General features: G+C 70.0%; 15 protein-coding genes and 1 pseudogene. 11 read left to right on the plus strand and 5 right to left on the minus strand.

The features are described from left to right. The first annotated feature begins 40 nt into the window (after window positions 1–40). The 11 genes from SMIR_RS05275 to SMIR_RS05325 all read left to right on the plus strand — a co-directional run bounded on the left by SMIR_RS05275 (window position 41) and on the right by SMIR_RS05325 (window position 15,249). On the plus strand, window positions 41–3,073 hold the full coding sequence (locus SMIR_RS05275) for a glycine--tRNA ligase (RefSeq protein WP_249938612.1): 3,033 nt from the start codon (window positions 41–43) through the stop codon (window positions 3,071–3,073). 293 nt (window positions 3,074–3,366) lie between these two features. Then, on the plus strand, window positions 3,367–6,354 hold the full coding sequence (locus SMIR_RS05280; RefSeq protein ID WP_248003229.1) for an AfsR/SARP family transcriptional regulator: 2,988 nt from the start codon (window positions 3,367–3,369) through the stop codon (window positions 6,352–6,354). Window positions 6,355–6,601: 247 nt separating this feature from the next. Continuing rightward, window positions 6,602–6,952: a hypothetical protein gene (locus SMIR_RS05285; RefSeq protein WP_075029623.1), complete on the plus strand. Its 351-nt coding sequence runs from the start codon at window positions 6,602–6,604 to the stop codon at window positions 6,950–6,952. A gap of 112 nt (window positions 6,953–7,064) precedes the next feature. Continuing rightward, complete coding sequence (locus SMIR_RS05290) at window positions 7,065–8,360, plus strand: radical SAM protein (RefSeq protein ID WP_249938372.1); 1,296 nt, start codon at window positions 7,065–7,067, stop codon at window positions 8,358–8,360. Further along, the gene (locus SMIR_RS05295) at window positions 8,357–9,217 is read left to right on the plus strand and encodes a radical SAM protein (protein ID WP_168497240.1); all 861 of its coding nucleotides are present in this window, start codon (window positions 8,357–8,359) and stop codon (window positions 9,215–9,217) included. Before SMIR_RS05290 ends, SMIR_RS05295 begins: the two co-directional genes overlap by 4 nt. Before the next feature lie 7 nt (window positions 9,218–9,224). After that, a complete protein-coding gene (locus SMIR_RS05300; protein WP_168497238.1) occupies window positions 9,225–10,034 on the plus strand; it encodes an aldo/keto reductase family protein in 810 nt (269 codons plus the stop codon). Beyond that, on the plus strand, window positions 10,021–10,704 hold the full coding sequence (locus SMIR_RS05305) for a phytanoyl-CoA dioxygenase family protein (RefSeq protein ID WP_168497236.1): 684 nt from the start codon (window positions 10,021–10,023) through the stop codon (window positions 10,702–10,704). The genes SMIR_RS05300 and SMIR_RS05305 overlap by 14 nt, the downstream gene beginning before the upstream one ends. Beyond that, window positions 10,701–11,387, plus strand: coding sequence for a phytanoyl-CoA dioxygenase family protein (locus SMIR_RS05310; protein ID WP_168497234.1), 687 nt, complete (start codon window positions 10,701–10,703; stop codon window positions 11,385–11,387). Before SMIR_RS05305 ends, SMIR_RS05310 begins: the two co-directional genes overlap by 4 nt. Window positions 11,388–11,447: 60 nt before the next feature. Further along, window positions 11,448–12,641 carry a cytochrome P450 gene (locus tag SMIR_RS05315; protein WP_168497232.1) on the plus strand — a complete coding sequence of 398 codons (1,194 nt, stop codon included), beginning with the start codon at window positions 11,448–11,450 and terminating at the stop codon, window positions 12,639–12,641. A gap of 181 nt (window positions 12,642–12,822) precedes the next feature. Then, window positions 12,823–14,070, plus strand: a complete 1,248-nt coding sequence (locus SMIR_RS05320) for a YcaO-like family protein (RefSeq protein WP_249938613.1) — start codon at window positions 12,823–12,825, stop codon at window positions 14,068–14,070. Window positions 14,071–14,073: 3 nt separating this feature from the next. Next, entirely contained in the window at window positions 14,074–15,249 is a 1,176-nt protein-coding gene (locus SMIR_RS05325; protein ID WP_168497228.1) for a TfuA-like protein, read from the plus strand. A gap of 136 nt (window positions 15,250–15,385) precedes the next feature. On the opposite strand, the pseudogene SMIR_RS05330 reads toward SMIR_RS05325, so the two are convergent. From SMIR_RS05330 to SMIR_RS05350, 5 genes and pseudogenes are all read right to left on the minus strand, one after another. After that, window positions 15,386–15,617: pseudogene (locus tag SMIR_RS05330) on the minus strand (transposase); the annotation flags it as partial. A gap of 602 nt (window positions 15,618–16,219) precedes the next feature. Next, the gene (locus SMIR_RS05335; protein ID WP_527252130.1) at window positions 16,220–18,136 is read right to left on the minus strand and encodes an SWIM zinc finger family protein; all 1,917 of its coding nucleotides are present in this window, start codon (window positions 18,134–18,136) and stop codon (window positions 16,220–16,222) included. Window positions 18,137–18,318: 182 nt separating this feature from the next. Further along, window positions 18,319–21,177, minus strand: a complete 2,859-nt coding sequence (locus SMIR_RS05340) for an SCO1167/SCO6262 family helicase (RefSeq protein ID WP_212728303.1) — start codon at window positions 21,175–21,177, stop codon at window positions 18,319–18,321. 106 nt (window positions 21,178–21,283) lie between these two features. Next, window positions 21,284–21,865: a sugar kinase gene (locus tag SMIR_RS05345; RefSeq protein ID WP_168497226.1), complete on the minus strand. Its 582-nt coding sequence runs from the start codon at window positions 21,863–21,865 to the stop codon at window positions 21,284–21,286. Beyond that, a complete protein-coding gene (locus tag SMIR_RS05350; RefSeq protein ID WP_075032911.1) occupies window positions 21,862–23,007 on the minus strand; it encodes an ROK family glucokinase in 1,146 nt (381 codons plus the stop codon). The genes SMIR_RS05345 and SMIR_RS05350 overlap by 4 nt, the downstream gene beginning before the upstream one ends. Window positions 23,008–23,045: the final 38 nt, after the last annotated feature.

The following is a 23,045-nucleotide window of genomic DNA, read 5'->3' on the forward strand; positions in this document are numbered from 1 at the left end:
CATGTGCCGTATGCGTGGAGGAATGATCTCGGTGTTGACGATGCAAGAAGCACTGCTGGTGCTGAACAAGTACTGGACCGAACACGGGTGTCTGGTCGTTCAGCCCATGAACACCGAGGTGGGTGCGGGCACGCTCAACCCCGCTACGTTCCTGCGGGTCCAGGGACCGGAGCCGTGGCGTGTCGCATACGTGGAACCGAGCGTCCGGCCCGACGACTCACGTTACGGCGAGAACCCGAATCGGCTGCAGACCCACACGCAGTACCAGGTCATCCTCAAGCCCGAGCCCGGAAACGCGCAGGAGCTTTTCCTGGGCAGTCTGCAGGCACTGGGCATCGACACGGCCGCACATGACATTCGCTTCGTCGAGGACAACTGGGCGTCCCCAGCGCTGGGCGCCTGGGGGCTCGGCTGGGAAGTATGGCTCGATGGTCTGGAGATCACCCAGTTCACATACTTTCAGCAGGCAGGCGGCATCACCCTCGACCCGGTGTCCGTCGAGATCACCTACGGCATGGAACGCATCCTGATGGCGCTTCAGGGCGTCAATCACTTCAAGGACCTCAAGTACGCGCCGGGTGTCACCTACGGCGAGGCGTTCGGCCAGGCCGAGTACGAGATGAGCCGCTACTACCTCGACGAGGCCGACCTGGAGACCCAGCGGAGCCTTTTCGAGGCCTACGCGGGCGAGGCGCGCCGCATGCTCGACGCGCGTCTTCCCGTTCCCGCGTACTCCTTCGTCCTCAAGTGCTCGCACGCGTTCAACGTGCTCGACGCGCGGGGCGCCATCTCCACCACGGAGCGGGCACGTTCCTTCGCCCGGATGCGCGGGTTGGCCCACGAGGTCGCCGAGTTGTGGGTCGCGCGGCGCGAGGAACTCGGTTTCCCCCTGGGCCGCGTGTCGAGCAGCGGCTCCGCCCCGGCCGACACCGCGGTGAGCGAGGCTCCGGGCCGGGCGGCGGCCGCGGAACCCGTCGGGGCCGAGCAGGGCACGGTGACCCCGCCGGCCGAACCGGGGCCGGCCACCCTCGTGGTCGAGATCGGCGTGGAGGAGATGCCGCCGGCCGAGGTCACCCGGACCTCGCAGGCGGTGCGCACCGCGTTGACGGAGAAACTGGGCGCAACCCGGCTGGGACACGGTGAGATCAGGGTCGACGCCAGCCCCCGACGCGTGGTGGCCACCGTCCTCGGCGTGGAACCCCGCGAGGCCGACTACGAACAGACCGTGCGCGGGCCCCGGGTCTCGGCGGCGTTCGACGCGGAGGGAAACCCCACCAAGGCGGCCATCGGCTTCGCCAGGAGCAACAGCGCCGAACCGGCGGACCTCGGTCGCGTCACCGTCGGGGCCAACGAGCATGTCGCGCTCACCCGGCAGGTCGTCGGGCGCTCGGCCGAGGACGTCCTCTCCGCTCTCCTCTCGGAGGTCGTGACCGGACTTCGCTCCGAGAAGAACATGCGGTGGAACGCTCCGCGGCTCTCCTTCACCCGTCCGATCCGCTGGATCATGGCTCTGCTGGGAGAGCGGGTCGTCCCTTTCACGGTGTCCAGCCTGACGTCGGGACGTACGACGCAGGTTCACCGTGACGCGGTGCCTCCCACGGCGGAGGTGCCGACGGCCGACGGGTACCTGCCCTTTCTGAAGGAGCACGGAATCCTCGCGGACGCCGCGGAGCGGCGGCGCCTCGTGGTGGACGGCGCGGCGCGACTCGCCGAGGCCGTGGGCGGACACATCCAGACGGAGCAGTACGGCGCGCTGATCGACGAGATCACCAACCTGGTCGAGTCCCCCACCCCGATCCTCGGGAACTTCGACCCGAAGTACCTCACGCTGCCCGCGGACATCCTCGTCACCGTCATGCGCAAGCACCAGCGCTACCTTCCCGTGGTGGACGCCGACGGCAGCATGCTGCCCCACTTCGTCGCGGTGGCCAACGGAACGTGCGACCACGACGTCGTCCGCCACGGCAACGAGGCGGTGCTGCGCGCCCGGTACGAGGACGCCTCCTTCTTCTGGAAGGCGGATCTGGAGACCCCGCTGAGCGAGATGAGAGAGAAGACGCACCTCCTCACGTTCGAGGAGCGTCTCGGCTCCATGGCGGACCGCGCCGACCGCATCTCGGCCATCGCCCGTCGACTGGCGAAGGTCATCGGCCTGTCCGGCACGGACCACGACGTCCTGGAACGGGCCGCGGCCCTGACCAAGTTCGACCTCGGCTCCCAGATGGTCACCGAACTGTCCAGCCTCGCGGGCATCATGGCGCGCGAATACGCCGTGCGCGCGGGCGAGAGCCAGGCGGTGGCGCAGGCCCTCTACGAGAACGAACTGCCGCGTTTCGCCGGCGACGCGTTGCCCGAAACCCTGCCGGGGGCCCTGCTGGCCCTGGCGGACCGGCTCGATCTGCTGGTCGGACTCTTCGCGATCGGGGCCGAACCCACGGGCAGCTCGGACGCGTTCGGGCTGCGCCGCTCCGCGCTGGGCGTGGTCAACATCCTCCTCAGCAGGAGCGACCTGGCCGCGATCAGGCTCGGCCAGGCGCTGGCCGTCGCGGCGGAGCACCAGGCCGTCACGGTCGAGCAGAAGCATCTGGAGGACGCGGCCCAGTTCGTGCTGCGCCGCTTCGAGCAGCAGCTGATCGAGCTGGGGCACTCCACCACCGACGTCCGCGCGGTGCTGGTGCGCGGCGACTCGCCGCGCCTGGCCACGCGGACCCTGGAGGAGCTGGAAGGCCTGCAGGGTGACGACCGGTTCGCCACCGTTCTCGCGGCGTTCCAGCGGGTACGGCGCATCGTGCCGGCCGGGCTGGAGGCGGTGTACGACCCGGAGCAGCTCCATGAGCCCGCCGAGCAGGCTCTGCACGCCGCCCTGGTCAAGTGCCGGCAGGTCCTCGACGGGGAGACCTCGCTCGTCCGCTTCAACGCGGAGACGGGCGAGCTGGTCGACGCGGTGAACATCTTCTTCGACAACATCCTGGTGATGTCCGAGGACCCCGCAGTCCGGGCCAACAGGCTGGGCCTGCTCGCCGGAGTGCGCGACCTCGCGGAGGGCATCGTCGACTGGGAGTCACTGGTCTGAGAGGTCCGGCCGACCACTGACGGTTCATGAGCGGGTGCCCGTAGGGGCACCCGCTCATGTGTTCCCCGGAGCCGGTCTCCCCTGCCCCGCAATTCCGGCGGCCTCACGTTGTATACACATTTTCGAGGATGAACCGACGCGATTGATAAGCTGGTTGCCAGCCGACCGCGGTCGGCTGGCCACTTCAGCGCACAGGTGATCGATCCAAGCGTGAGCCGATCCCCACGGTGAGTTCGTGACCATGGTGGTGACGACGGCGTTCGGAGTGGTCGGGCAAGGAGGGCCTTGGCGAGGTGACGGAAGAACTGCTCTTCGCCGTTCTCGGGGCGGTTCGTGCATACCGGGGCAACGCGGAACTGCACCTCGGTCCACCCCAGCTCCGGGCCATGCTGGCGGTCCTGCTCCTGCGACCGGGGCACACCGCGTCGAAGACACAGCTGGTGGACGCGTTGTGGGGTCCCACGCCCCCCAGCAAGGCCACCACCACGATCCGCACCTACGCCTGGCAGTTGCGCAGACTCCTGGAACCGGACCGCTCCACGCCGAGCGTGCTCGTGTCGGTCGGCGACGGCTACCGCCTGGTCGTCCCCCCGTCCTCGCTCGACGTGGGGCAGGCCGAAACGCTCACTCGTGAGGCGGCGCAGGCACGTGCCTCGGGCCGGCTGGAGGAGGCGAGCGACAGGCTGGTCCGCGCACTCGACCTGTGGCAGGGAGAGACTCTGGCCGGAGTGCCCGGCCCCTTCGCCATGCGGCAGCGTGACCGGCTCGAGGAATTACGCATCGCTCTGCTGGAGGAACGTTTCGACGTCGACCTGGCCCTCGGCCGCCATCGCCAGGTCATTCCCGACCTGGCGGACCTCACGGCCGTACACCCCCTGCGCGAGCGTCCGTACGGCCTGTTGATGCGCGCGCTCTACGGGGCGGGCAGACAGGCCGACGCGCTCGCGGTGTTCAGCGGTGTCAGGAAGCTGCTGCTGGAGGAGCAGGGCATCGATCCCGGGCCTGAGCTGACCGCCGTCTACCGGCAGGTCCTGGAGAACGATCCGGCCCTCTCCATAGCGGCCGTCGAGGAACCCGCGGTGCCCGACGAACCGAAGCCGGCCGAGCCCCTCCCCGCGGCCGCCCGGGACCGGGAACCGCTGCCCGTTCCGGCACAGCTTCCGCCGCTGCTTCCCGACTTCGCCGGCCGCACCGACGCCGTCAGCGACATGCACACCCTGCTGACGACGCCCGGACGGCGAGCACCGACCGTCGTGGCGATAGCCGGGATGGGCGGCAGCGGGAAGACCTCACTGGCCCTGTTCACGGCCCACGGCGTACGGCACGCCTACCCGGACGGGCAGCTCTACGCCGATCTGCGTGGAGCGGACGACAACCCCGCCGAGCCCGCCGGCGTCCTGACGGGGTTCCTGCTGTCGCTGGGCGTCGCCGCCGAGGCCGTACCAGAGACCCTCGAAGACCGTTGCAAACTCTTCCGTTCGATGCTGGACGGCCACAGGGTGCTGATCGTCCTGGACAACGCACGTGACGCGTCGCAGGTCCTGGACCTGATGCCCGGATCGGTCGGCTGCGGAGTCATCATCACCGGCAGGTCCCGTCTCTTCGGTCTGCCGGTCACCAAACAGCTCAGCATAGACACCTTCAGGCCCGAGGAGGCCCTCTCGCTGCTCGGCGCGGTCATCGGGCACGAACGGCTCGACGCGGAACGGGAACAGGCGCTCGAACTGCTCCGGCTGTGCGGATTCCTGCCGCTGGCCATCCGGATCGTGGCCACCAGGCTGGCGTCCCGGCCGCGGTGGGCCATCGCGACACTGACCGCCCGGCTCGCCAACGAGCAGCGACGCATCGAGGAACTGCGCGTGGGTGACGTGTCGATCCACGCGGTCTTCGAACTCGGCTACCGGCAACTGCCGCCCGAGCAGGCCCGCGCCTTCCGGCTGCTCGCCGTCCCGGGGTCCCTGGACTTCGGTCTGCCGGTGGCCGCGGCCGCACTCGCGACGGACGAGGAGACGGCGGAGGAGCTGCTGGAAGCCCTGGTGGACGCCGCCATGCTGGAGTCCCCCGAACCGGGCCGCTACCGCTACCACGACCTGCTCCGCGCCTTCGCCCAGTGCGCGGAGCCGGAACACCAGGACGACACCCGGCAGGCCTTCGGCAGACTGCTCGACTACCTGCTGGCCACCGCGTGCAACGCCTTCGCGCAGGCCGTGCCCGGAGACCCGGTGGCGAACTCCCTCGGCCCGCTGCGGTCCGAGGGGCTGTACTTCGGCGACGTCCACACGGCGCGTTCCTGGATCACCGGCGAGATCGGACTGGTGACGGCGGCCGCGCTGCACACCGTCGGACGGCGGACGGAGCCCTACGACGGCCAGTTGCGGACCGCCGTCGACCTGCTCATCGCGGTCAGCCCCTTCTGCGCCGACGTCCGGTTCGAGGGGCTGCGGTCCGCCGCACTGGAGCTCGCGCGGGAGGCCGAGCTAAGGGGCGACCAACGGGTTCTGGGCCGGGCACAGTTGCTGTGCTGCAGCATCGCCCTGCAGGCCGCCCGCCCGTCCGACACCGAGGAGCACGCGCGCCTGGCCGTCACGGCGTCGAGGAACACGAAGGACACGGTCATCCTCCGGCAGGCGCTCAACAACCTCGGTGTGGCGGTCATGTTCCTGCATCGATACGACGAGGCGGTGGAGTGCTTCGACGAGGCGATCGCACTCGCCCGTGTCCTCGGCCACAGGTCCGGCGAGGCGGCGACCACCATCAACGCGGCGCTCGCCCGCGTGCGCAGCGGCCGGGCCGCCGAGGCGATCCCGGCCTGCGAGACGACGCTGGTGACCCTGCGGTCCATGGACGACCTTCCGGGGATCGCCTACGCGTTGTACGTGCTGGCTCTGGCGCTGCACGAACACGAGCGGTTCGACGACGCCATCGCCCGCTACACCGAGTGCCTCGCGGTCTGCCGGTCCGCCGGCATCCGGGGGCGTGAGGCCCACGCCCTGTACCGGCTCGCCGAAACCCTCCGCAGGACAGGGCGGTACGACGAGGCGGTGCGGTACGCCACCGAGGCCGTGGCCCGGTGCGAACAGATCGGAGCCGTACGGGACCACGCCTACGCGTTGATGGTCCTGGGCCGGGCCGAGGCCGATCGCGGCGGCATCGACACCGCCCGTGTCCAGCTCGGCAAGGCGCACGAACTCTTCACCGGTCTCGGCCTGCCCGATGCCAACGATGTCAGCCGGATCCTCGATCATCTGCCGGGCGGCTCCGCACCGACGGACGAACCGTGACGGTACTCGTCGCCGGCCCATATCGGCACATCGCGTCACGTCACTGAAATCCCCCTCGCGATGGAGCGGGAATACCGAAAAGGCGAGGCGCACGTCGAATATACCAGGGATGGACCACGTATATTCCCCGGCGTGCGAGAGTGAGCGCCAGCGGTCGCAATATGCGCACAAAAAGCCGTGGAGCAATCAGTAATTCAGCTCCGGGGCAGCGCGGACCGAATGCGGCCCTTTCCTAGGAGGCGTTTGAATGCCCAAACCTCGCGAACAGAAGGACAACCACCTCATCTACGCCGACGCCGTGGGGTCGCGCGGTAAGTCGGGCGTGTGGTTCGGCGAGCGCGAAGACTTCAAGGCCAAGCAGGTCAGCGTGATGGACGCCGTCAAGGAGCGGATCGAGTGGGTGCCGGTCGAGGACGCCGTCATGGCGATCAGCCTTGACCCGCCCGGCATCGTTCTCATGGCGCCCAACCCGTCGCTGCCCGGCATCATCGTCCTCGCCGACGGTGCGACGTCCGAGAACACCGAGCACCTCAAGAAGCACTACACCGAGATCGTTCAGGGTGTCCTGAAGGACGCGAACATCGCGCAAGAAGACTGATCGATCCATCCTGCTGCGGTGTCATCGGCAAGCGACGGTGGCACCGCAGCGGGCTTCTCGCTGTGCGGTTCGTTCCGACGCATGGCTGGTTCCGTTTCTTTAGGAGTTCACCGTGACGAACGATGCCGATCGACTCTGGAACAAGTATTTGCTTGTCGCTCAGGGGGCGGAGGGTATTGTTTTTGATCCCGTCTCCCTGGGGAGCGCGAGTCTCACCGCCGATGAGATGAAGCGGATCCGCGACGACGAGCCCCAGATCCTGGCGGAGATGAAACAGCTGGGCTTCACTTCCGAGCCGCCGGCCGCACCTCAGCGTGATCTCATCTTCGACCGGCTCAACGGGCTGGGGATGACCGGAAAGCCGCCGCGGATCAGCGGATACCGCATCGTGGTGACCGACCGCTGCAACATGACCTGCACGTACTGCTTCGTGGACACCAACACGGGCGCCGACGACATCACCATCCCCGACCTCCGCGAAGGGCTCGAGTACCTCTTCGAGCAGAACGCCGGCCAGGAGGAGGTCACCATTCAGTGGTTCGGCGGTGAGCCGACCACCCGGTTCGACCTCATGCAGTACGGAGACGAGTACGCTCTCGAACTCGCCGAGAAGCACGGCGTGGGGCGTGTGCAGTTCACCGTCGTCACCAACGGTGTCCTGATCAAGGACCCCATGATCGAGCACTTCAAGAAGTTCAAGTACGGCGTGGGCGTCTCCTTCGACGGGGCTCCGGACGACAACAAGGTCGAGCGGTTCCTGCTGTCGGGCAAGCCTGCGGACCAGCGGATCCACCGGAACATCCAGCGGCTGCTCGATGCCGGGGTGCACGTGGGCTGCAACCTCACCCCCACGCCGGTCAATGTGAGCAACCTGCCGGACACCGTCGAGTACGTGCTGTCCCTCGGCATCAACTTCATCTACGTCAACACCCCCATTCCGATCTCCGGCCGCTGGCACGTCGACGGCGAGGCGCTGTGCCGCGCGGTGTTCCGTTCGCGGCTTCTGGCGCTGTCCCGCGGTGCCATGCTGTTCTCCTCGCTCGACCGCATCTATCAGGCCCTGGACACCCGCCTGCCGAAGATGTACGAGCACATCCAGCAGGACGGCGGCCTGAACGCGGCTCTGCTGTCCCGCGGGCGCATCTCCATCCTCGACCTGAACTGGCGCGACGACTCGTTCGTCTTCCCGATCAGTCAGCTTCGGGAGCAGCCTGAGCTGCTGGCGGGAGCCGCCAAGAACCTCCTGCCGGCGAAGCAGTGCGGAGAGTGCCCCGCCGCCGCCGTCTGCGGTGGTCCGTCCCGCAACGACGTCTCGCTCCGGAACAACCCCGAGCCCGATCCGCAGATGTGCGACTTCTTCCAGGTGGGTCTCGAACTCGCCCTGACCGACCACACGGGGTTGCAGTGACCGACAGCCTCGGAGCACTCCGCGGAGTACTCGTCTCGACCGCCGACAACTGCGAAGTGAACTGCCGGTTCTGCTTCCGGGCCGATGTCGGACGCGACGTCCTGAGCCTCAACACCTACGCCCGGGCACTGTCGCGGCTCCACGAACTCGGCGTTGACGAGCTGTGCTTGTCCGGCGGCGAGCCGACCGACCACCCGGAGTTCCGTCAACTCGTGCGCGTCGCACTTCAGTTCGGCTTCCGCACCTCGGTGGTCACCGCCGCCAGGACCGGCCCGCGACTCGATGCCCTCGCCGGTGTCGCCGGCATGCTCAGTCACGTAACCGTCTCCGCCGACAGCCGTAGAGCGGACGAAATCGGCCGCACCGGCCGCACGATCTCCTCGACGCCGAAGGTCTTCGAGGCGCTGGGACACCGTCGGGCGAGCCTGCATGTCACCGCATACGAGCTGGACGAAGACGACCTGAAGGCCATCGTCTCGGTGGTCGAGACGGCCGATGTCCCGGTGGAGGTCAGCCCGCTGCTGCCGTCGCCGACGTTCCGTTTCGAGAATCCCCACCTCAAGCGCGACCTGGCGTTGATCGACACCTTCTTCGGCATGTCGGAGCAGCTGAGGACAGTGGTGTCGGACTACCACGAGTGGCTGCGCGGCCCGGTCGTCCGGTCCTGCCAGTCCGCGCGGCTGTACCTGTCCGCGGACGGCTTCCTGCGCCGCTGCCCCTACGACAGCTCTCAGCAGGTGTCGGTCTTCGCGACGCGGCAGGAGATCGGCGAGGCGCTCGAGCAGTCGTTCTGCGAACCACCGACCACCGGTCTGGCCTGCATGGCGATCTGCCGTTCGGAATCCCACGAAGGGTGAGTTGTCCATGAACACGATGCAAGATCAGCCGTCCGTGGTGATCGGCACCATGCGCTGCTCGGGGTCCTTCAACGGCCTGATGGTGCTGGGTCGCGACGCGGACGAGGGCCGGGAGTTCGTCGAGGGTGCGATCGCCCAGGGCTTCACCACGTTCGACACCTCGCCCGTGTATGCCCGCGGGAGAGCGGAGGAGGACCTCGGCGCGCACCTTCCCGGCGACGCGTCGGTCTGGACCAAGGTCGGGATCGACACCACCACTCCCCTGCCCACCCTGGACTACAGCCTCGAAGGAATGGCCAAGTCGCTGCAGGGAAGCCTGAAGCGGCTCGGGCGGGACCACGTCGAGGTCGCCTTCGTGCACAATCCGGAGCCGAGGCGGGTGTCGGACATCGACTTCGCCGGGTTCGCCAGGCACTGCTCACGGACGGGGCAGGCGGATCTGGTGGGCGTCAGTGTGCTGCTGCCGGACGTGAGTCTGCCGCAGATCGCCGGCAGGCTGCCCGCCGGCAGCGTGGTCATGTGCGAGGCGGACCAGCTGGATCCGCAGGACACGAACGTGACGCGCCTCCTCGCCGACTACCGTCTCGTGGTCCGCAGTCTCTTCTCGGGCGGCTCTCGGCTGCGGGCGGTACCGCCCGAGCGCAGGGCGGAGGCGATCGCCGCCAGGATCTCCGAGATCCACGAGATCTACCGCCCCGAAGCCGTGGTCATCGGCCCTCGGACCAAGGAGCAGCTGGATGACTACGAGGCGGGGCCGGCCTGGCTCACGTCCGCTGCTCGGCACTCCGCACCCGGGCGGTCCCATGTCACTCGATGAGGCGGAGGTCGCGCAGCAGCTGCGGATGTTCGGATTCGCCCGCCTCCGGGGGGCCGCCGCGGACACCGTGGAGGAACTGCAGCGTGCTTTCGGCCGGCTGATCGATCTGCCGGCGGACGGTACGCCGAACGAGAGAGTCACCAGGTTCGACGCCCTCAACGAGATGCCCGAGCTGGGGCTGATCTCCGGATCGGCGTGGGTGGGCGCGATCTGTGGGGCGTTCTTCGAACGCAACCACCAGGTCATCACCAGCGATGCCAACGCGCTCGTCGGCGACTCGTACTGGCACTCGGACGGTTTCTACACCACGCCGTTCCTGCGTTTCGTTCTGTACCTGGACGCCACCGCGCACGACACGGGTGCCCTGCGTTTCCTTCCCGGTTCACATCGAGCCGACAACGGCTGGCTCGGGGAACCGACCCAGCACGTCATCAGGCACGGGGAGGACCTCGGCCTCACCGGTGGCGACGTTCCGGCGGTGGTCGTCGAGTCCGAGCCCGGCGACGTCATCGTCTTCGACACGAACGTCCTGCACTCGGCATGGCACGGCGACATACGACGGCAGCTGGCGTTCAACTGTGTCGGTGACCCGGTGACCGAGACCGAGCAGCGCGACACGCGTCGCTACTTCCTCAACCGCTACGTCTCCGGATCGGTGTCAATCGGATGAGACTCACCTCTTTGTCGGTGACCGACGCCGAGGTCACCCGCTTCAGGACGTTCGGGTTCCTCCACCTGCGCGGTGTGCAGATCGACGTCGTGCCGGCCGTCGCCGACGCCTTCGAAGACGTCTTCGAGAACTTCCCGCAGGTCGGCCGGCAGGGGCGTGCGGGCGTCGCCCGGATCGCCGAGCGCAGCGAGGTGCTCCAGAAGGTGCTCCTGGCCGACGACCGGTGTCCTCAGGTGGCACGTCGGCTGCTGGGCACGGATGTCGTCTACGTCGGCGGCGACGGAGTCCGCTACGACGGTGCCACCTACTGGCACCGGGACGGGAACCACCGCGCTCTGCGGCTCCTCAAGATCGTCCAGTATCTGGAGCCGCTCGACGGCGACACCGGAGCGCTGCGGTTCATTCCCGGCACCCACCGCAGAGGCGGGAGCTGGGACTCGTTCGCCGCGGAGATGGAGAACCCGATGCGTCGCCTCGGGATGCGGCCCGAGGAGGTGCCGGCCTTCACCGTCGACTCCTCCCCCGGTGACCTCGTCGCCTTCGATCCGCACTCCTACCATGCGTCGTTCGGCGGTGCCGACAAGCGGCGGCAGATCACCACGACGTATGCGGCCGTGCCGGAGTCGGCCGAAGCGCGTCAGGAGCTGACGAGCTATCTGCTCGCCGACCGATCGCTCCTGTAGCCCCTCCCCCGGTACTCCGTCAGGCTTATGAAGCGCGTGAATTGAACGGGTTGGTTTGTGATGGACAACGTAACGGCGGAGACCACGGTGCCGCAGATCCCGACGGACCGGGAAGCGGAACCGGTCAAGTGGTTCGACGAACTGCGTGAGTCGCACGGTGTGCACTGGGACGAGAGCACGAACACGTGGTACGTGACGCGATACGACGACGTGTACGACCTTCTGCCTGATCCCCGGCTCGGCGCCCAGGTGGAAACGTACTGCCCGCCCTCGCTGACGGAAGAGCAGGAGAACACCTACTGGCGGGTGACGGAGTTCATCGACCGCTGGCCCGTGTTCTCCGATCCGCCGCGGCACACCGGTATGCGGCGTCTGCTCCTGCCGCTGTTCACGCCCGCCGCCGTTCGGCAGATGGTCGCCGCGATGACGGATTCCGTCGCGGCGACGAGTCCCACGGTGACGCCTGACAGGCTGTTCGCCGATGTCGTCAGGCCGGCTCTGGCAGCCGGCCTGAGCGATCTCCTGGACGAGGAGCCGGACGGCCTGGCACAGCTCGCGGACTGCGCCACCCGGATCCTGGCCGTAGGGCCGATCGAGACGTACAACCCCGGCATCGGGCGGCTCGCGGAAGAGGCCCTGGACGAGCTGACCGGGCTCGTCGCGCAGCGCTGCGCGGCTCCCCGGGGGGTCCTCGCCTCGGCGCTGAGCCGCGCTCTGTCCGACGGGACGTTGGATCTTCTGGACGCGACCGCGATATACGCCCAGCTGGTGAGTGGCGCGCTGGAACCCACCGCGGCGGCTGTCGCACGCCTGTTGGAGGCGTTGACCGGCCCGGAGAGCGCCGCCGTCGACCTGAAGGAAGACGTCGACGGGGCCGTGGACGAGGCGCTGCGGCTGGTCACGCCCTTCCACTTGGCCACCAGGCGCGCGCTGTCCGATCTGACCCTGCACGGTCACACCGTACGGGCCGAGTCGCGCGTGGTCCTCGTACTCGTGGCGGCCAACCGCGACCCGAGGCGGTTCGCCGACCCGGGCACCTTCCGTGCGGACAGGACCGGGGCTCGCCATGTCGCCTTCGGGCGGGGCCGGCACGCGTGTCTGGCCGCCGGACTCACGCGGCAGGTCATGAGGGAGATGATGCTGCAACTCGCGTCGACCGGCCTGTTGGAGGAGCTGCCTCGGCTGACCGCGGTGTGGAAGGGGGACTTCGGGGCGCGTTTCGCCGACGACCTCGTGGTCACGCGGGACGCCTGAGGCAGGCCCCAGGGGCGCGGACCGGGCCGTCGCGGTCCTCTGTGCCGTGACGAGCGCCGGCAGGGCCGTGTGGACCGGCGACCGTCGCCCCTCGTCGGCCCGCTCCGCCAGCTCCTGAACCGCAGCGACGCGGCGGTCCGCATTCCCGTCGATCCCCGCTTCCAGATAAGGCATCACGATGATGGTCGAACCGAACAGCCTGACAGCCCTGCGCCCGGACAGCTTTCAGCCTGATGCGGAAAGTTCGGAGGCCGGACACGCCAGAAGTTTCGAGGAGACGTGGGACTTCCTGAAACCACTGCTGCCCCGCGTCCCCGTCACGCGCGTGTACGACACCACCCCCCTGGATTACATCAGCTCCCCCGTGTGGTCGGCCGTGACCCCTCTGGCCAAAGACCTGATGGTGAGCGCGGGAAAGGGGGCGACGCCGATCGGGGCGAAGCTCAGCGCCGTCATGGAGGCGATCGAGCGCGTCTCGGCCGAGGAGATTCCGGCCCGCCGGATCGTCAGGGGTTCCTACGAGGAACTCGCTCCCGCCGCTGCGGTCGACCCGGAGGACTTCAGCCTGCCGCAGGACACGACGTACCGGCCCGACGCCGTTTTCTCCTGGACGGGAGCGTACGACCTGGCGCAGGGGGGCCATCATCTGGTGCCGACCGACCTCGTCCTCAATCCCTCCACGGAAGGCATGACAGCTCGGATCGAGACCAACGGGCTCGCCTCCGGAAATACGTATTCAGAGGCGGTCCTCCACGCGGTCGGTGAGCTTGTCGAGCGCGACGCGGTGTCGGAGGAAGCGTTCTACTCCGCTCACCACGACCCGGTTTTCTCTCCTCGTCGACCTTTGAGGGTCATATCTCCGGAGTCGGTTCCAGCCGGAACCGCGAAGGAGCTCATCGACGCGCTGACCGGTCAGGGTCTGGTTGTCCGGATACAGGATCTGACCAACGTGATCGACATTCCGGTCATCCGGGTCGTCCTTTTCGACGACGGCTACTTCGGGCAGGAGGGCAAGGTGACCTACTTCCCCGGGTACGGGGCCGACCTCCAGCCCGAACGGGCGCTGCTTCGCGCTCTCACCGAGGCGTGCCAAGGTCACGCCAGCTTCGCCACGGGTGCGCGAGAGGTGTTCGAGACCGGGCGCGCGCGGCGCAGGCCGGCCGAGCTGAAGCGGCTCGACTCTCTTTACCGGAACCCCGGCTCCCTGGCGTTCCCGCAGGCCAAGGACGGCAGCGGCAGCATCCTGCAGAACATACACACGGTCGTCGGCCGACTGCGGGACGCAGGACACGAAAAGTGCCTGGTGACAGAACTTACCCGCGAGGATCTCGGCGTGCCGGTGGTTCGTGTCCTGGTTCCGGGCCTCGCGTCTCCCTACGGTGAGAGTTCGCGCACCCCTACCCTCCGCCTGCTGGAATCGGTGATCTGAGCCATGAGAACCACCATATTCACCGGGCCGTCCCTGCCGCCGGGCGAGGCACGGGCCCTTCTGCCGCAGGCGTACGTCCTTCCCCCCGCGAAACGCGGCGACGTCTACCGGGCCAGAGAAAGCGGAAGCTCCCGGATCCTCATCATCGACGGATCGTTTTCGCAGGTGCTCCCGGTGTCACCCCGAGAGGTCGTCGAGGTGGCTCGCGACGGCGCTCAGATCGTCGGGGCGTCCAGTATGGGGGCCATACGGGCCGCGGAATGCTGGCCCGTCGGCGTCCACGGTGTCGGAGCCGTCTACAGGATGTACCGGTCCGGCCTCTTCGATTCGGACGACCCCGTGGTGGTCGCGACGGATCCCGACGACGACCACTCGGCGGTGAGCGTCGCCCTGGTCAATATCCGCGCGGCGATCAGAAAGCTGTACGGTCTCAAGCTGATCACCCGGTCCCAGGGTGTGGAGCTTCACCGGGTCGCCGCCGAATCGTACTATCCCGACCGGGTCTGGCGGCTTCTGTTCAAGAAGGCCGGGATCGAAGACCCGAGTGGCGTGATAGGTGAAGTCGCAGCCTCCGTCGACATCAAGAGGGTGGACGCACTGAGGGCTGTTCGCTTTCTTTCGCTCCTGCCCGACGGGGCACCTGCCGATGGAACCGACCGCCGATTCAGCCAAGGGCCGCGATACTCCTCGCACGACCCGCTTCTCGGCCACAGCCGTGAAGAACTCGATCTGTCACTCCCTCCGTTCATATTCGGAACCGGCCGGTATCAGAAATACATCCGGTTCCTGCTGGCCGGACAGCTCGATTTCGCAGGACTGACCACCGGGAGCGAGTCGAAGCTGTCCCGGAATTCCTCGGTCGAGCCGGCTCTCGCGGGCCTCTTCCTGGACATTCCGTCACTGTCCGCAAACCTGATGGACAAGATTCATCATTTCAGGCAGTTCGAGACGGAAGTGATGCTGTGGCATGCGGTTCACCGGCTGAAGGATCACAAGACGAGCCGCACGGAGGTGACACCCCCGCATGAGACCAAGGTCAGGGACTCGATAGCGAAGGCCCACGGCTATGACAACTGGGACGCGCTGACAACCGACTTGCGTGACGACGCTCTGCCCAGCGGGGTCCCCCTCGACTGGATCGAGGAAGCCTGTCACGACTTGACTCTCGCCAGGTCCTGACACCCCCGAAACCGCCGGGCGGCGACACCGACGGAGGCCGGCGACAGGAAAGCGCGGACCTCTGGAGGTCGCCCGCCGCCCCGAGTCCGGTCAGCGCGCCCACCGGATCCAGGTCGGAGGTGCCTCTGAGCCACCAGCGGACGTGAGATGGGTCGAGGACCGCACGGGACAGGTCTACCAGGTCCTCCTCGTCCAGGAGCTGGAGAACTTTCTGGTGCAGCCGGCCCCAGACCCCGGCGCGGGACCGGATGGCGAAGCGGCGGTGCACGGTCGACTTCGATGCTCCGAAGCACGGTGGCAAGGTCCGCCAGGCGCAACCGCTGACGAGCAGGCGGCCTCGCCAACTCCCACAGACCGTCCGGAACGATCCATCCCCAACGCCCCTCCCCATGCCCAGTCCAACAATCAACTGACCATGTAGGACACGGTCTTGGACACGTAGGCGAGTGCAATCGCAAAGCAGGCGCACCCCGAGAGCGTCACAGGGACACGGACCGCATGAGGCGCCGACCGCATCGTGCCCGACAGCGCAGCCGATCTCACGACGAAGCCGCACCGGCCCCACCAGGATGGTCCTCGGCGGGGCCTCGCCGTATCACCCGCCTGTCACACAGCCATCACCAACTGGGCATGCCTTCCGGGACCAGGAGGCCCTGACCTGTGGTTTCATGCCCGCACCGGACTGACGTATACGCCCCTGGACGGTCTTTACAACCTGTGCCAGGTGGTGCCGAGCGAGGGTCCGAGGATGAGGACCGGGGCGGCTTCCGGGCCGTCGAAGCGGTACTGGAGGGCAGGGGTCTTCATCTCACTCACCGCACCACGCTAACTTCCGCGGCTGTGGGCGCGGACATGGGCCCCGGGTGTCCACTGCGCCCACACCGGTCCGTCACATGTTCACGAACGTGGTCAGCCGGCCTGTGGTGACTGACCGGGGTGCCGCGTGACTCGGTCGGCGCTTGCGGGCGGGTCAGAGCTCGCCCGGTGCGCCGAGGCCGGTCAGGGCGCCGACCGGGTCGAGGTCGGGGGTGCCCCGGGGCCACCAGTCCTCATGGCCCGGTTCCGATTCGTAGGCGTACCAGAGGCCGTCGTGGCCCAGGCGGAGCTGGGCGTGGCCGCGGGGGTGGGTGAGGTGGTTGCGCCAGGGGCGGAAGGCGGGGAGGTCGGCGGCGAGGAGGAGCGGGCGGGCGCGGTCGAAGCGTCCCGCGGGCGGGTCCCAGGGTTCTTCGAGGACGGTCAGCCCTTCGAGCCCGCCCTGCCGCCAGGCGGCGACCGCGCGTGCCAGGTCGGCCGGGGTGCGGCCGGCGGCGGAGGCCAGCGAGGAGTAGAGGGCGCGGGTCGCGGCGGTGAGGCCGGAACCTGGGCGGGCGGCGGCCAGCCGTACCGCGTCCTGCCAGAGCGTCAGCTCCGCGACCGGGTCACGGCCTGTGGTGAGCAGCGCGTGCGCGCGGGCGGCCGCGTCCGTGGCGAGCTGGTCCAGCGCGAACGGGTCGGGGCCGCCCGGCGCGCCCGGGTAGGTCGGCGGCTGCTCGGGGTGCGCGGGTGCGGGCAGCGGCGCCGGGAGGGGCGGCAGCACCCGGCGTGCGAGGGCGTCACGGGCCCGTACACCGGGCAGCGGCGCCGACTGGTGTTCCTGGGCGGCACGGGCCGCGCGGGTGGCGTTGCGGCGGGACAGCGCGTCCAGCAGCTCGCGCTCGCCCCTGCCGCGCAGCAGAAGCAGTACGAAGGGGTCCTCGTCGAGCAGACGTGCCGTCTGGTAGCAGAGGGCGGCGGCGTGTTTGCAGGGGTGGCCGTGGTCGGGGCAGCTGCACTGGGGTGCGAGGTCGCCGGGGCCGGGGAGCAGGTCGACTCCGCAGTCCGCGAGCGACTTGGGCATCTCCTTGTCGAGGAGCGCCGCGATGTGCCCGGGGCGCTCGGCGGCCGCGTCGAGGAAACGGTCCCAGTCGCCGTCGTCCAGCGTCCGCAGCCGGACCTGGACGCGGTACGGCCGCGGGCGGCTCCCGTGGACATAAGCGAGCACGAGTCCCGGTGTGACGGTGATGGCGTCGACGTGCCCCTGGTCGGCGTAAGCCCGTCCGCGCGCCAGCCGCGCCGCGTCCAGGGCCCCTTCTTCGAGGGCGCTCACCCAGGCGTTGCCCCACCAGGTCTCCGCGAAGGTGTGCGCGTCCGGGTGCGAGGTGCGGGCGGGGAGCGCTTCGAACGTGCGGCGCAGCTCGCCGTCACGGCGCGGGGATGCCATGGAGCGTGGCAGGGCGGCGGCCGACGGGAGCATGCTCGGCTCGCCGAGCCGGGGCTGCGTCTGGTGCGCCGGGTGCGCCGACCTGCGGTGCCGCTTCTCGGCGTCGGGCTCGGCGTCGGGCTCGGTGTCGGTCTTGGCGTCGGGCTCGGTGTCGGTCTTGGCGTCGATGTGCGCCGGACGTCCGGTGGCGGTTGCCTCGCGCGGCGCTTCGGAGCCGGGCAGCTCGAAGGCCTCCGCGAGCACCTCTCGTACGTCCCGGACCCGGCCTCCCCGGTCGTGGTCCCGTCGGTCGCGCCGGGCTCGCGAACCGGCCGACGCGCGGTCGGCGGACCGGTGCGCGCTCTCGACTCCCTTGATTTCCGCCGCCGTCCGCGCCTGTCTGGCCTCCGTGCGCGCGGCGCGCAGGGCCTCGCGGGCGATGTCACCCGGACGCGTGCCGGTTGCGGGCACGTCGGCGGACGGGGCGTCCGCCGTCTCCGCTCGGGCCGGAGGCCGTATCGGGCCGGGTTCGGCGCCCGAGTCGGTCTCCGGATCCGGGACGGTGTCCGCACCCGGACTGGGGCCCGGGTGCGGATCGCTCCCCCTCGTGGCGGCCCGGCGCAGGGCCTGCCTGGCCACGTCACCCGGTCGGGCCGACGGGGAGGTCATCCCGTCGGACCGCGAACCCGGCTCCTCCCCTGCCGTCGCAACCCGGGTGTCGCGCTCCCGCGCGGCTCGCAGCGCGCGACGCGCCACGTCGGCGGGGCGCGGCACGGCCGCCGGACGTGACGGCTCGGCGTCCGGCACGTCCACGCCCCCGGCCACCGGTCGCGTCTCCTCCTCGGATCCGCTCACGACGACCTCCGCAGTGACACCAGGTCCGACAGCTCGCGGTCGGTCAGTTCGGTCAGGGACGCCTCTCCGGAGCCCAGGATGGCGTCGGCGAGCGCCCGCTTCGCTTCGAGCATCTCGGCGATGCGGTCCTCGACCGTGCCCTCGGTGATGAGGCGGTGGACCTGGACGGGCTGGGTCTGGCCGATGCGGTAGGCGCGGTCGGTGGCCTGTTCCTCGACGGCCGGGTTCCACCAGCGGTCGAAGTGGACGACGTGGCCCGCCCGGGTGAGGTTCAGGCCGGTGCCCGCGGCCTTGAGGGACAACACCAGGATCGGGGTGGCCCCGCTCTGGAAGCGGTCCACCATGTGCTCGCGTTCGGCGACCGGGGTGCCGCCGTGCAGGAGCTCCACCGGGACGGCGCGCGCGGCCAGGTGGGCGGTGATCAGTCGGGCCATGCCCACGTACTGGGTGAAGACCAGCGCCGAGCCGTCCTCGGCGAGCAGTGTGTCCAGCAGCTCGTCGAGCAGGGCGAGCTTGCCGGAGCGGGCGGAGGGTCCGTGGGCGGACGCCCGGGCGTCCTCCTTCAGGAACAGCGCCGGGTGGTTGCAGATCTGCTTGAGGGAGGTGAGGAGCTTCAGGACCAGGCCGCGGCGGGCGATGCCCTCGGTCGTCTCGATGGCGAGCATCGACTCGCGGACCACGGCCTCGTAGAGGGAGGCCTGCTCGCGGGTCAGGGGGACCGGGTGGTCCGTCTCCGTCTTGGGCGGGAGCTCGGGGACGATCCCGGGGTCGGACTTCTTGCGGCGGAGCAGGAAGGGACGGATCAGCCGGGCGAGGCGGGCGATCGCCTCCTCGTCCTCGCCGTTCTCCACGGCGCGGGCGTGTCGGGCGCGGAAGGACTTGAGGGGGCCGAGCAGGCCGGGGGTCGTCCAGTCCAGCAGGGCCCACAGCTCGGAGAGGTTGTTCTCCACGGGGGTGCCGGTGAGGGCCACGCGCGCGGGGGACGGGATCGTCCGTAGGGCCTTCGCCGTCGCCGAGTAGGGGTTCTTGACGTGCTGGGCCTCGTCCGCGACGACCATGCCCCACGTCTGCTGGGCGAGCCGGGGCGCGGCCGAGCGCATCGTGCCGTAGGTGGTGAGGACGAAACCGCCGTCGAGGTCCTCCAGGGTGCGGTCGGGGCCGTGGAAGCGGCGGACGGGGACGCCGGGCGCGAAGCGGGTGATCTCCCGCTGCCAGTTACCCATGAGCGATGCCGGGCAGACGACCAGGGTGGGTTCGCCGCGGTCCCGGCGCAGGTGCAGGGCGATGACGGTGATGGTCTTGCCGAGGCCCATGTCGTCGGCGAGGCAGCCGCCGAGGCCGAGCGAGGTCATGAGGTCGAGCCAGGCGAGGCCCCGCAGTTGGTAGTCCCGCAGCCGGGCCTGGAGACCCGGGGGCGGTTCCACGGGGGTGATGCCGGCCGTCAGGCGGTCGCGCAGCGTGGCGAGGGCGCCGACAGGCACCGCCTCGACCGTCTCGCCGTCGACCTCCGCGGTGCCGGTGAGCGCCACGGACAGGGCGTCGACCGGGTCGAGCAGGCCCAGCTCCCGCTTGCGGGCCTTGCGGACGAGCGCGGGGTCGACGAGGACCCACTGATCGCGCAGCCGGACGACCGGACGGTGGGCCTCGGCGAGGGCGTCCATCTCGGCCTCGGTGAGCGGGTCACCGCCGAGGGCCAACTGCCAGCGGAACTGGAGCAGTTCCTCGCTCTCGAAGAACCCGGTGCCGTCGGTGGCCGAGCCGGGCGCGGGGCGCACCACCGCGGCGGCGCTGAGGTCGTGGGCGAGGTCGCGGGGCCAGTGGACGGCGACTCCGGCCGCGCCGAGGCGGGTCGCGACGATGCCCAGCAGGTCGGAGAGCTCCTCCTCGGAGAGTGCGAGGACGTCGGGCACGTCCTGTTCGGACAGACGGTCCAGGGGCGGCCAGACGCGGGCCGCGCGGCGCACGGCGAGCGCCGCGTCCACACGCGCGCGGGGGCCGAAGGCCGTGTCGGCGTCGCCCGCCCACAGGGCCGCGGCGTCGACGACGAGGGTGGGGTCGGCGAGGCTGTGCACCTGGACGACGGCGGCGCCCGCGCGGTGCGCGTCCTCGCCGTCGTCGAAGAGCTGGTACGCCGACAGGTCCAGGCGGAGCGAGATCCGTACGCCCGCGTCCATGCCCGCGGCGACCTCGGCGGCCCAGTCGTGGGCTCCGGGCAGCCGCTGCGGCTCGCCGGCCGCGAAGGGTTTCCCTGAGGTGTGGGGAGCGGCGGGGGTGCGCGGCAGGGTGTCGGCGACCGCGTCCAGGAAGGAGCGCATCAGCGCTTCCGGGTCGGGCAGCCGGAGGGGGCCCTTGCCGGGGAGCGTGACGGCATGCCCTTCGTACGGGAGGGCGGCGGCCACGGCCCGCAGGTGGGCGATGTCGTCCGGGCCCAGTGGGCCCGCGCGCCAGGCGTCGTGGCCCTCGGGGGTGAGCCCGGGCAGCAGCCGGCCCCGCGCGACGAGCCGCAGCGCGTGCAGCGCGGCCGCGCCCCAGCAGGTCGTGGCCGGATGCGCGGCGCGGTCGTGGCGGGCCCCGGCAAGCAGCGGGAGGGCCTCGGCGATCGGCAGGGTCAGCGCGGGGACGGTGCCGCGGCGGGCTCCGGAGCCGTGCGGTCGTACCACCGTCAGCTCGATCGGCTCGGCGGACGTCGTGCTCTCGGCGGGCGGCACGCTCCCGGCGCCGCCGTCGGACGGCAGCGGCCCGCCCTCCGGGTCCCAGAAGGCGACGCGCCCCTGGCGGGGCACGGGTGCGGGCAGGAAGACGGCGGCAAGCCGCACCGGCACAGCCGTATCGGTCCACACGGCCTCGTCGCCCATACGTCCGGTCACCTCCCGCCCCTCGGCCGAATCAGTTGTCTTCGACTCTACGGGCGGGCTCTGACAATCGGTCCCGACGGTGGTGCCGGCGCGGGGCCGGGGCGACTCAGGGGATCGTGCGGGAGACGACGTAGACCATGGCGCGCCCGGGCTGGGGCCAGTTCACGACGATGTCCTGGGTGGGCGCCGGGTCCTTCTGTTCGTGGACGAGGCCCCACCACGAGCCGGGGCCCGTGAACTTCCAGCCGACGACCTTCTGGTCGCGGGCACTGATGGCGATGTCGTTCTTGCGCAGTTTGTCCCGGCTGGTGCCGATCTCCGCGAGGAACTGCTCCAGGCCCGGGCCGTTGGTGGCGAACTGCACGTAGAAGCGACTGGTCTTCCAGTTGTTCGTCTCGTAGGAGGCGACGGCGACGGCGTTCAGCGGGATCGGCACCTGGTAGAGGCGGAGCTGGACGCGCGAGGGCCAGCCCACGGTGAGGCCGGTCGCCGAGTACTTCTCCTCCTTCTGCTTGCCGCTGTCGCGGCTCTGGTTGGCGGAGATGACCAGGTAGCCGGCCGGGACGCCGATGAGCAGCACGATGATCAGCAGCGTCAGGGCACGGCGGCGGAACTTGCGGCGCGGGTCCTCCGGCGGGCGCTGGGGCTCGTCCGGAGGTGAGGCCTGGCGCGGCAGCGAGGCCGTCACAGCGTCCCCTGGGTCGTACGGCGGGACTCGGAGTAGCGCTCGTACCGCTCGTAGCGCTCCACACGGCGGCGCTTGGCGCGGCGGAAGCGGCGGGCGACGAGGCGGGCGAGGTCGGCGGCGCCGACCATGCCCGCTTCGGGGCCGAGCTGGGCGCGGGCGATACGGGCCTCGGGGCGGTAGCCGCGGCCGGTCAGGTGGCGGCGGAAGGCGTCGCGCGCGGGTCCGATGAGGAGGTCGTCGGCCGCGCTGACGCCGCCGCCGATGACGAAGCAGGAGGGGTCCAGGGCCGCCGCCAGGTTGGCGATGCCGACGCCGAGCCACTGGCCGATGTCCTGGAGCAGCTCGATGCACATGGCGTCGCCCTCGCGGGCGAGCTCGGTGATCATCGGGCCGGTGATGTCGCCGATGTTGCCCTTGACGTGCTCGATGATCCCGTACGCGACCGGAGAGTCCGCGGCGGCGAGTTCACGGGCCTCACGGACCAGCGCGTTGCCGGAGCTGTACTGCTCCCAGCAGCCGCGGTTGCCGCACGGACAGCGGTGGCCGCCGGGGACCACCTGCATGTGACCGAACTCGCCCGCGACGCCGAACTTGCCGCGCTTGACCTGGCCGTCCTCCAGCAGCGCGCCGCCGATGCCGGTGCCGAGCGTGATCATGACGAGGTTGTCCTCGCCACGCCCCGCGCCGAACCGCCACTCCGCCCAGGCGGCGGCGTTGGCGTCGTTGTCGACCAGAACCGGGACGGCGAGCCGTCCGGCGAGGCGGTCGCGCAGCGGCTCGTTGCGCCAGGAGAGGTGGGGGGCGAACAGGACGCGGTTGCGCTCGGCGTCGACCCAGCCGGCCGCGCCGATGCCGACGGCGTGCACGTCGTGCCGGTCGGAGAGGTCCAGGACCAGCTCCACGATGGTGTCCTCGACGACCTTGGGGCTCTTGGACTTGTCCGGCGTCTCGGCGCGGAGCTTCTCCAGGATGTTGCCGTCGGCGTCGACGACGCCCGCCATCACCTTCGTGCCGCCGATGTCGATACCGACGGTGGGGACGCGGGGCGCCGTCAGGTGGGAACGGCGTTCACGCGTCCCCACGGTCCGCAGGACAGTGGCCCGCGCGGAGCCGCGGTGTGCGAGGTCGCGGTAGGTGCTCATCGGGCCGATTCTGCCTCACCGTGCCATGGGGGCGCATG

Origin of the sequence: Streptomyces mirabilis (assembly GCF_018310535.1) — a bacterium.
GTDB lineage: Bacteria > Actinomycetota > Actinomycetes > Streptomycetales > Streptomycetaceae > Streptomyces.

What these genes read in the sequence shown, in the direction of transcription:
- SMIR_RS05305 (WP_168497236.1), top strand. Translation starts at nt 10,021, where the DNA reads ATGTCACTCGATGAGGCGGAGGTCGCGCAGCAGCTGCGGATGTTCGGA.
- SMIR_RS05300 (WP_168497238.1), top strand. Translation starts at nt 9,225, where the DNA reads ATGAACACGATGCAAGATCAGCCGTCCGTGGTGATCGGCACCATGCGC.
- SMIR_RS05320 (WP_249938613.1), top strand. Translation starts at nt 12,823, where the DNA reads ATGGTCGAACCGAACAGCCTGACAGCCCTGCGCCCGGACAGCTTTCAG.
- SMIR_RS05275 (WP_249938612.1), top strand. Translation starts at nt 41, where the DNA reads ATGCAAGAAGCACTGCTGGTGCTGAACAAGTACTGGACCGAACACGGG.
- SMIR_RS05350 (WP_075032911.1), bottom strand. Translation starts at nt 23,007, where the DNA reads ATGAGCACCTACCGCGACCTCGCACACCGCGGCTCCGCGCGGGCCACT.
- SMIR_RS05340 (WP_212728303.1), bottom strand. Translation starts at nt 21,177, where the DNA reads ATGGGCGACGAGGCCGTGTGGACCGATACGGCTGTGCCGGTGCGGCTT.
- SMIR_RS05315 (WP_168497232.1), top strand. Translation starts at nt 11,448, where the DNA reads ATGGACAACGTAACGGCGGAGACCACGGTGCCGCAGATCCCGACGGAC.
- SMIR_RS05310 (WP_168497234.1), top strand. Translation starts at nt 10,701, where the DNA reads ATGAGACTCACCTCTTTGTCGGTGACCGACGCCGAGGTCACCCGCTTC.
- SMIR_RS05335 (WP_527252130.1), bottom strand. Translation starts at nt 18,136, where the DNA reads ATGACCTCCCCGTCGGCCCGACCGGGTGACGTGGCCAGGCAGGCCCTG.
- SMIR_RS05285 (WP_075029623.1), top strand. Translation starts at nt 6,602, where the DNA reads ATGCCCAAACCTCGCGAACAGAAGGACAACCACCTCATCTACGCCGAC.
- SMIR_RS05325 (WP_168497228.1), top strand. Translation starts at nt 14,074, where the DNA reads ATGAGAACCACCATATTCACCGGGCCGTCCCTGCCGCCGGGCGAGGCA.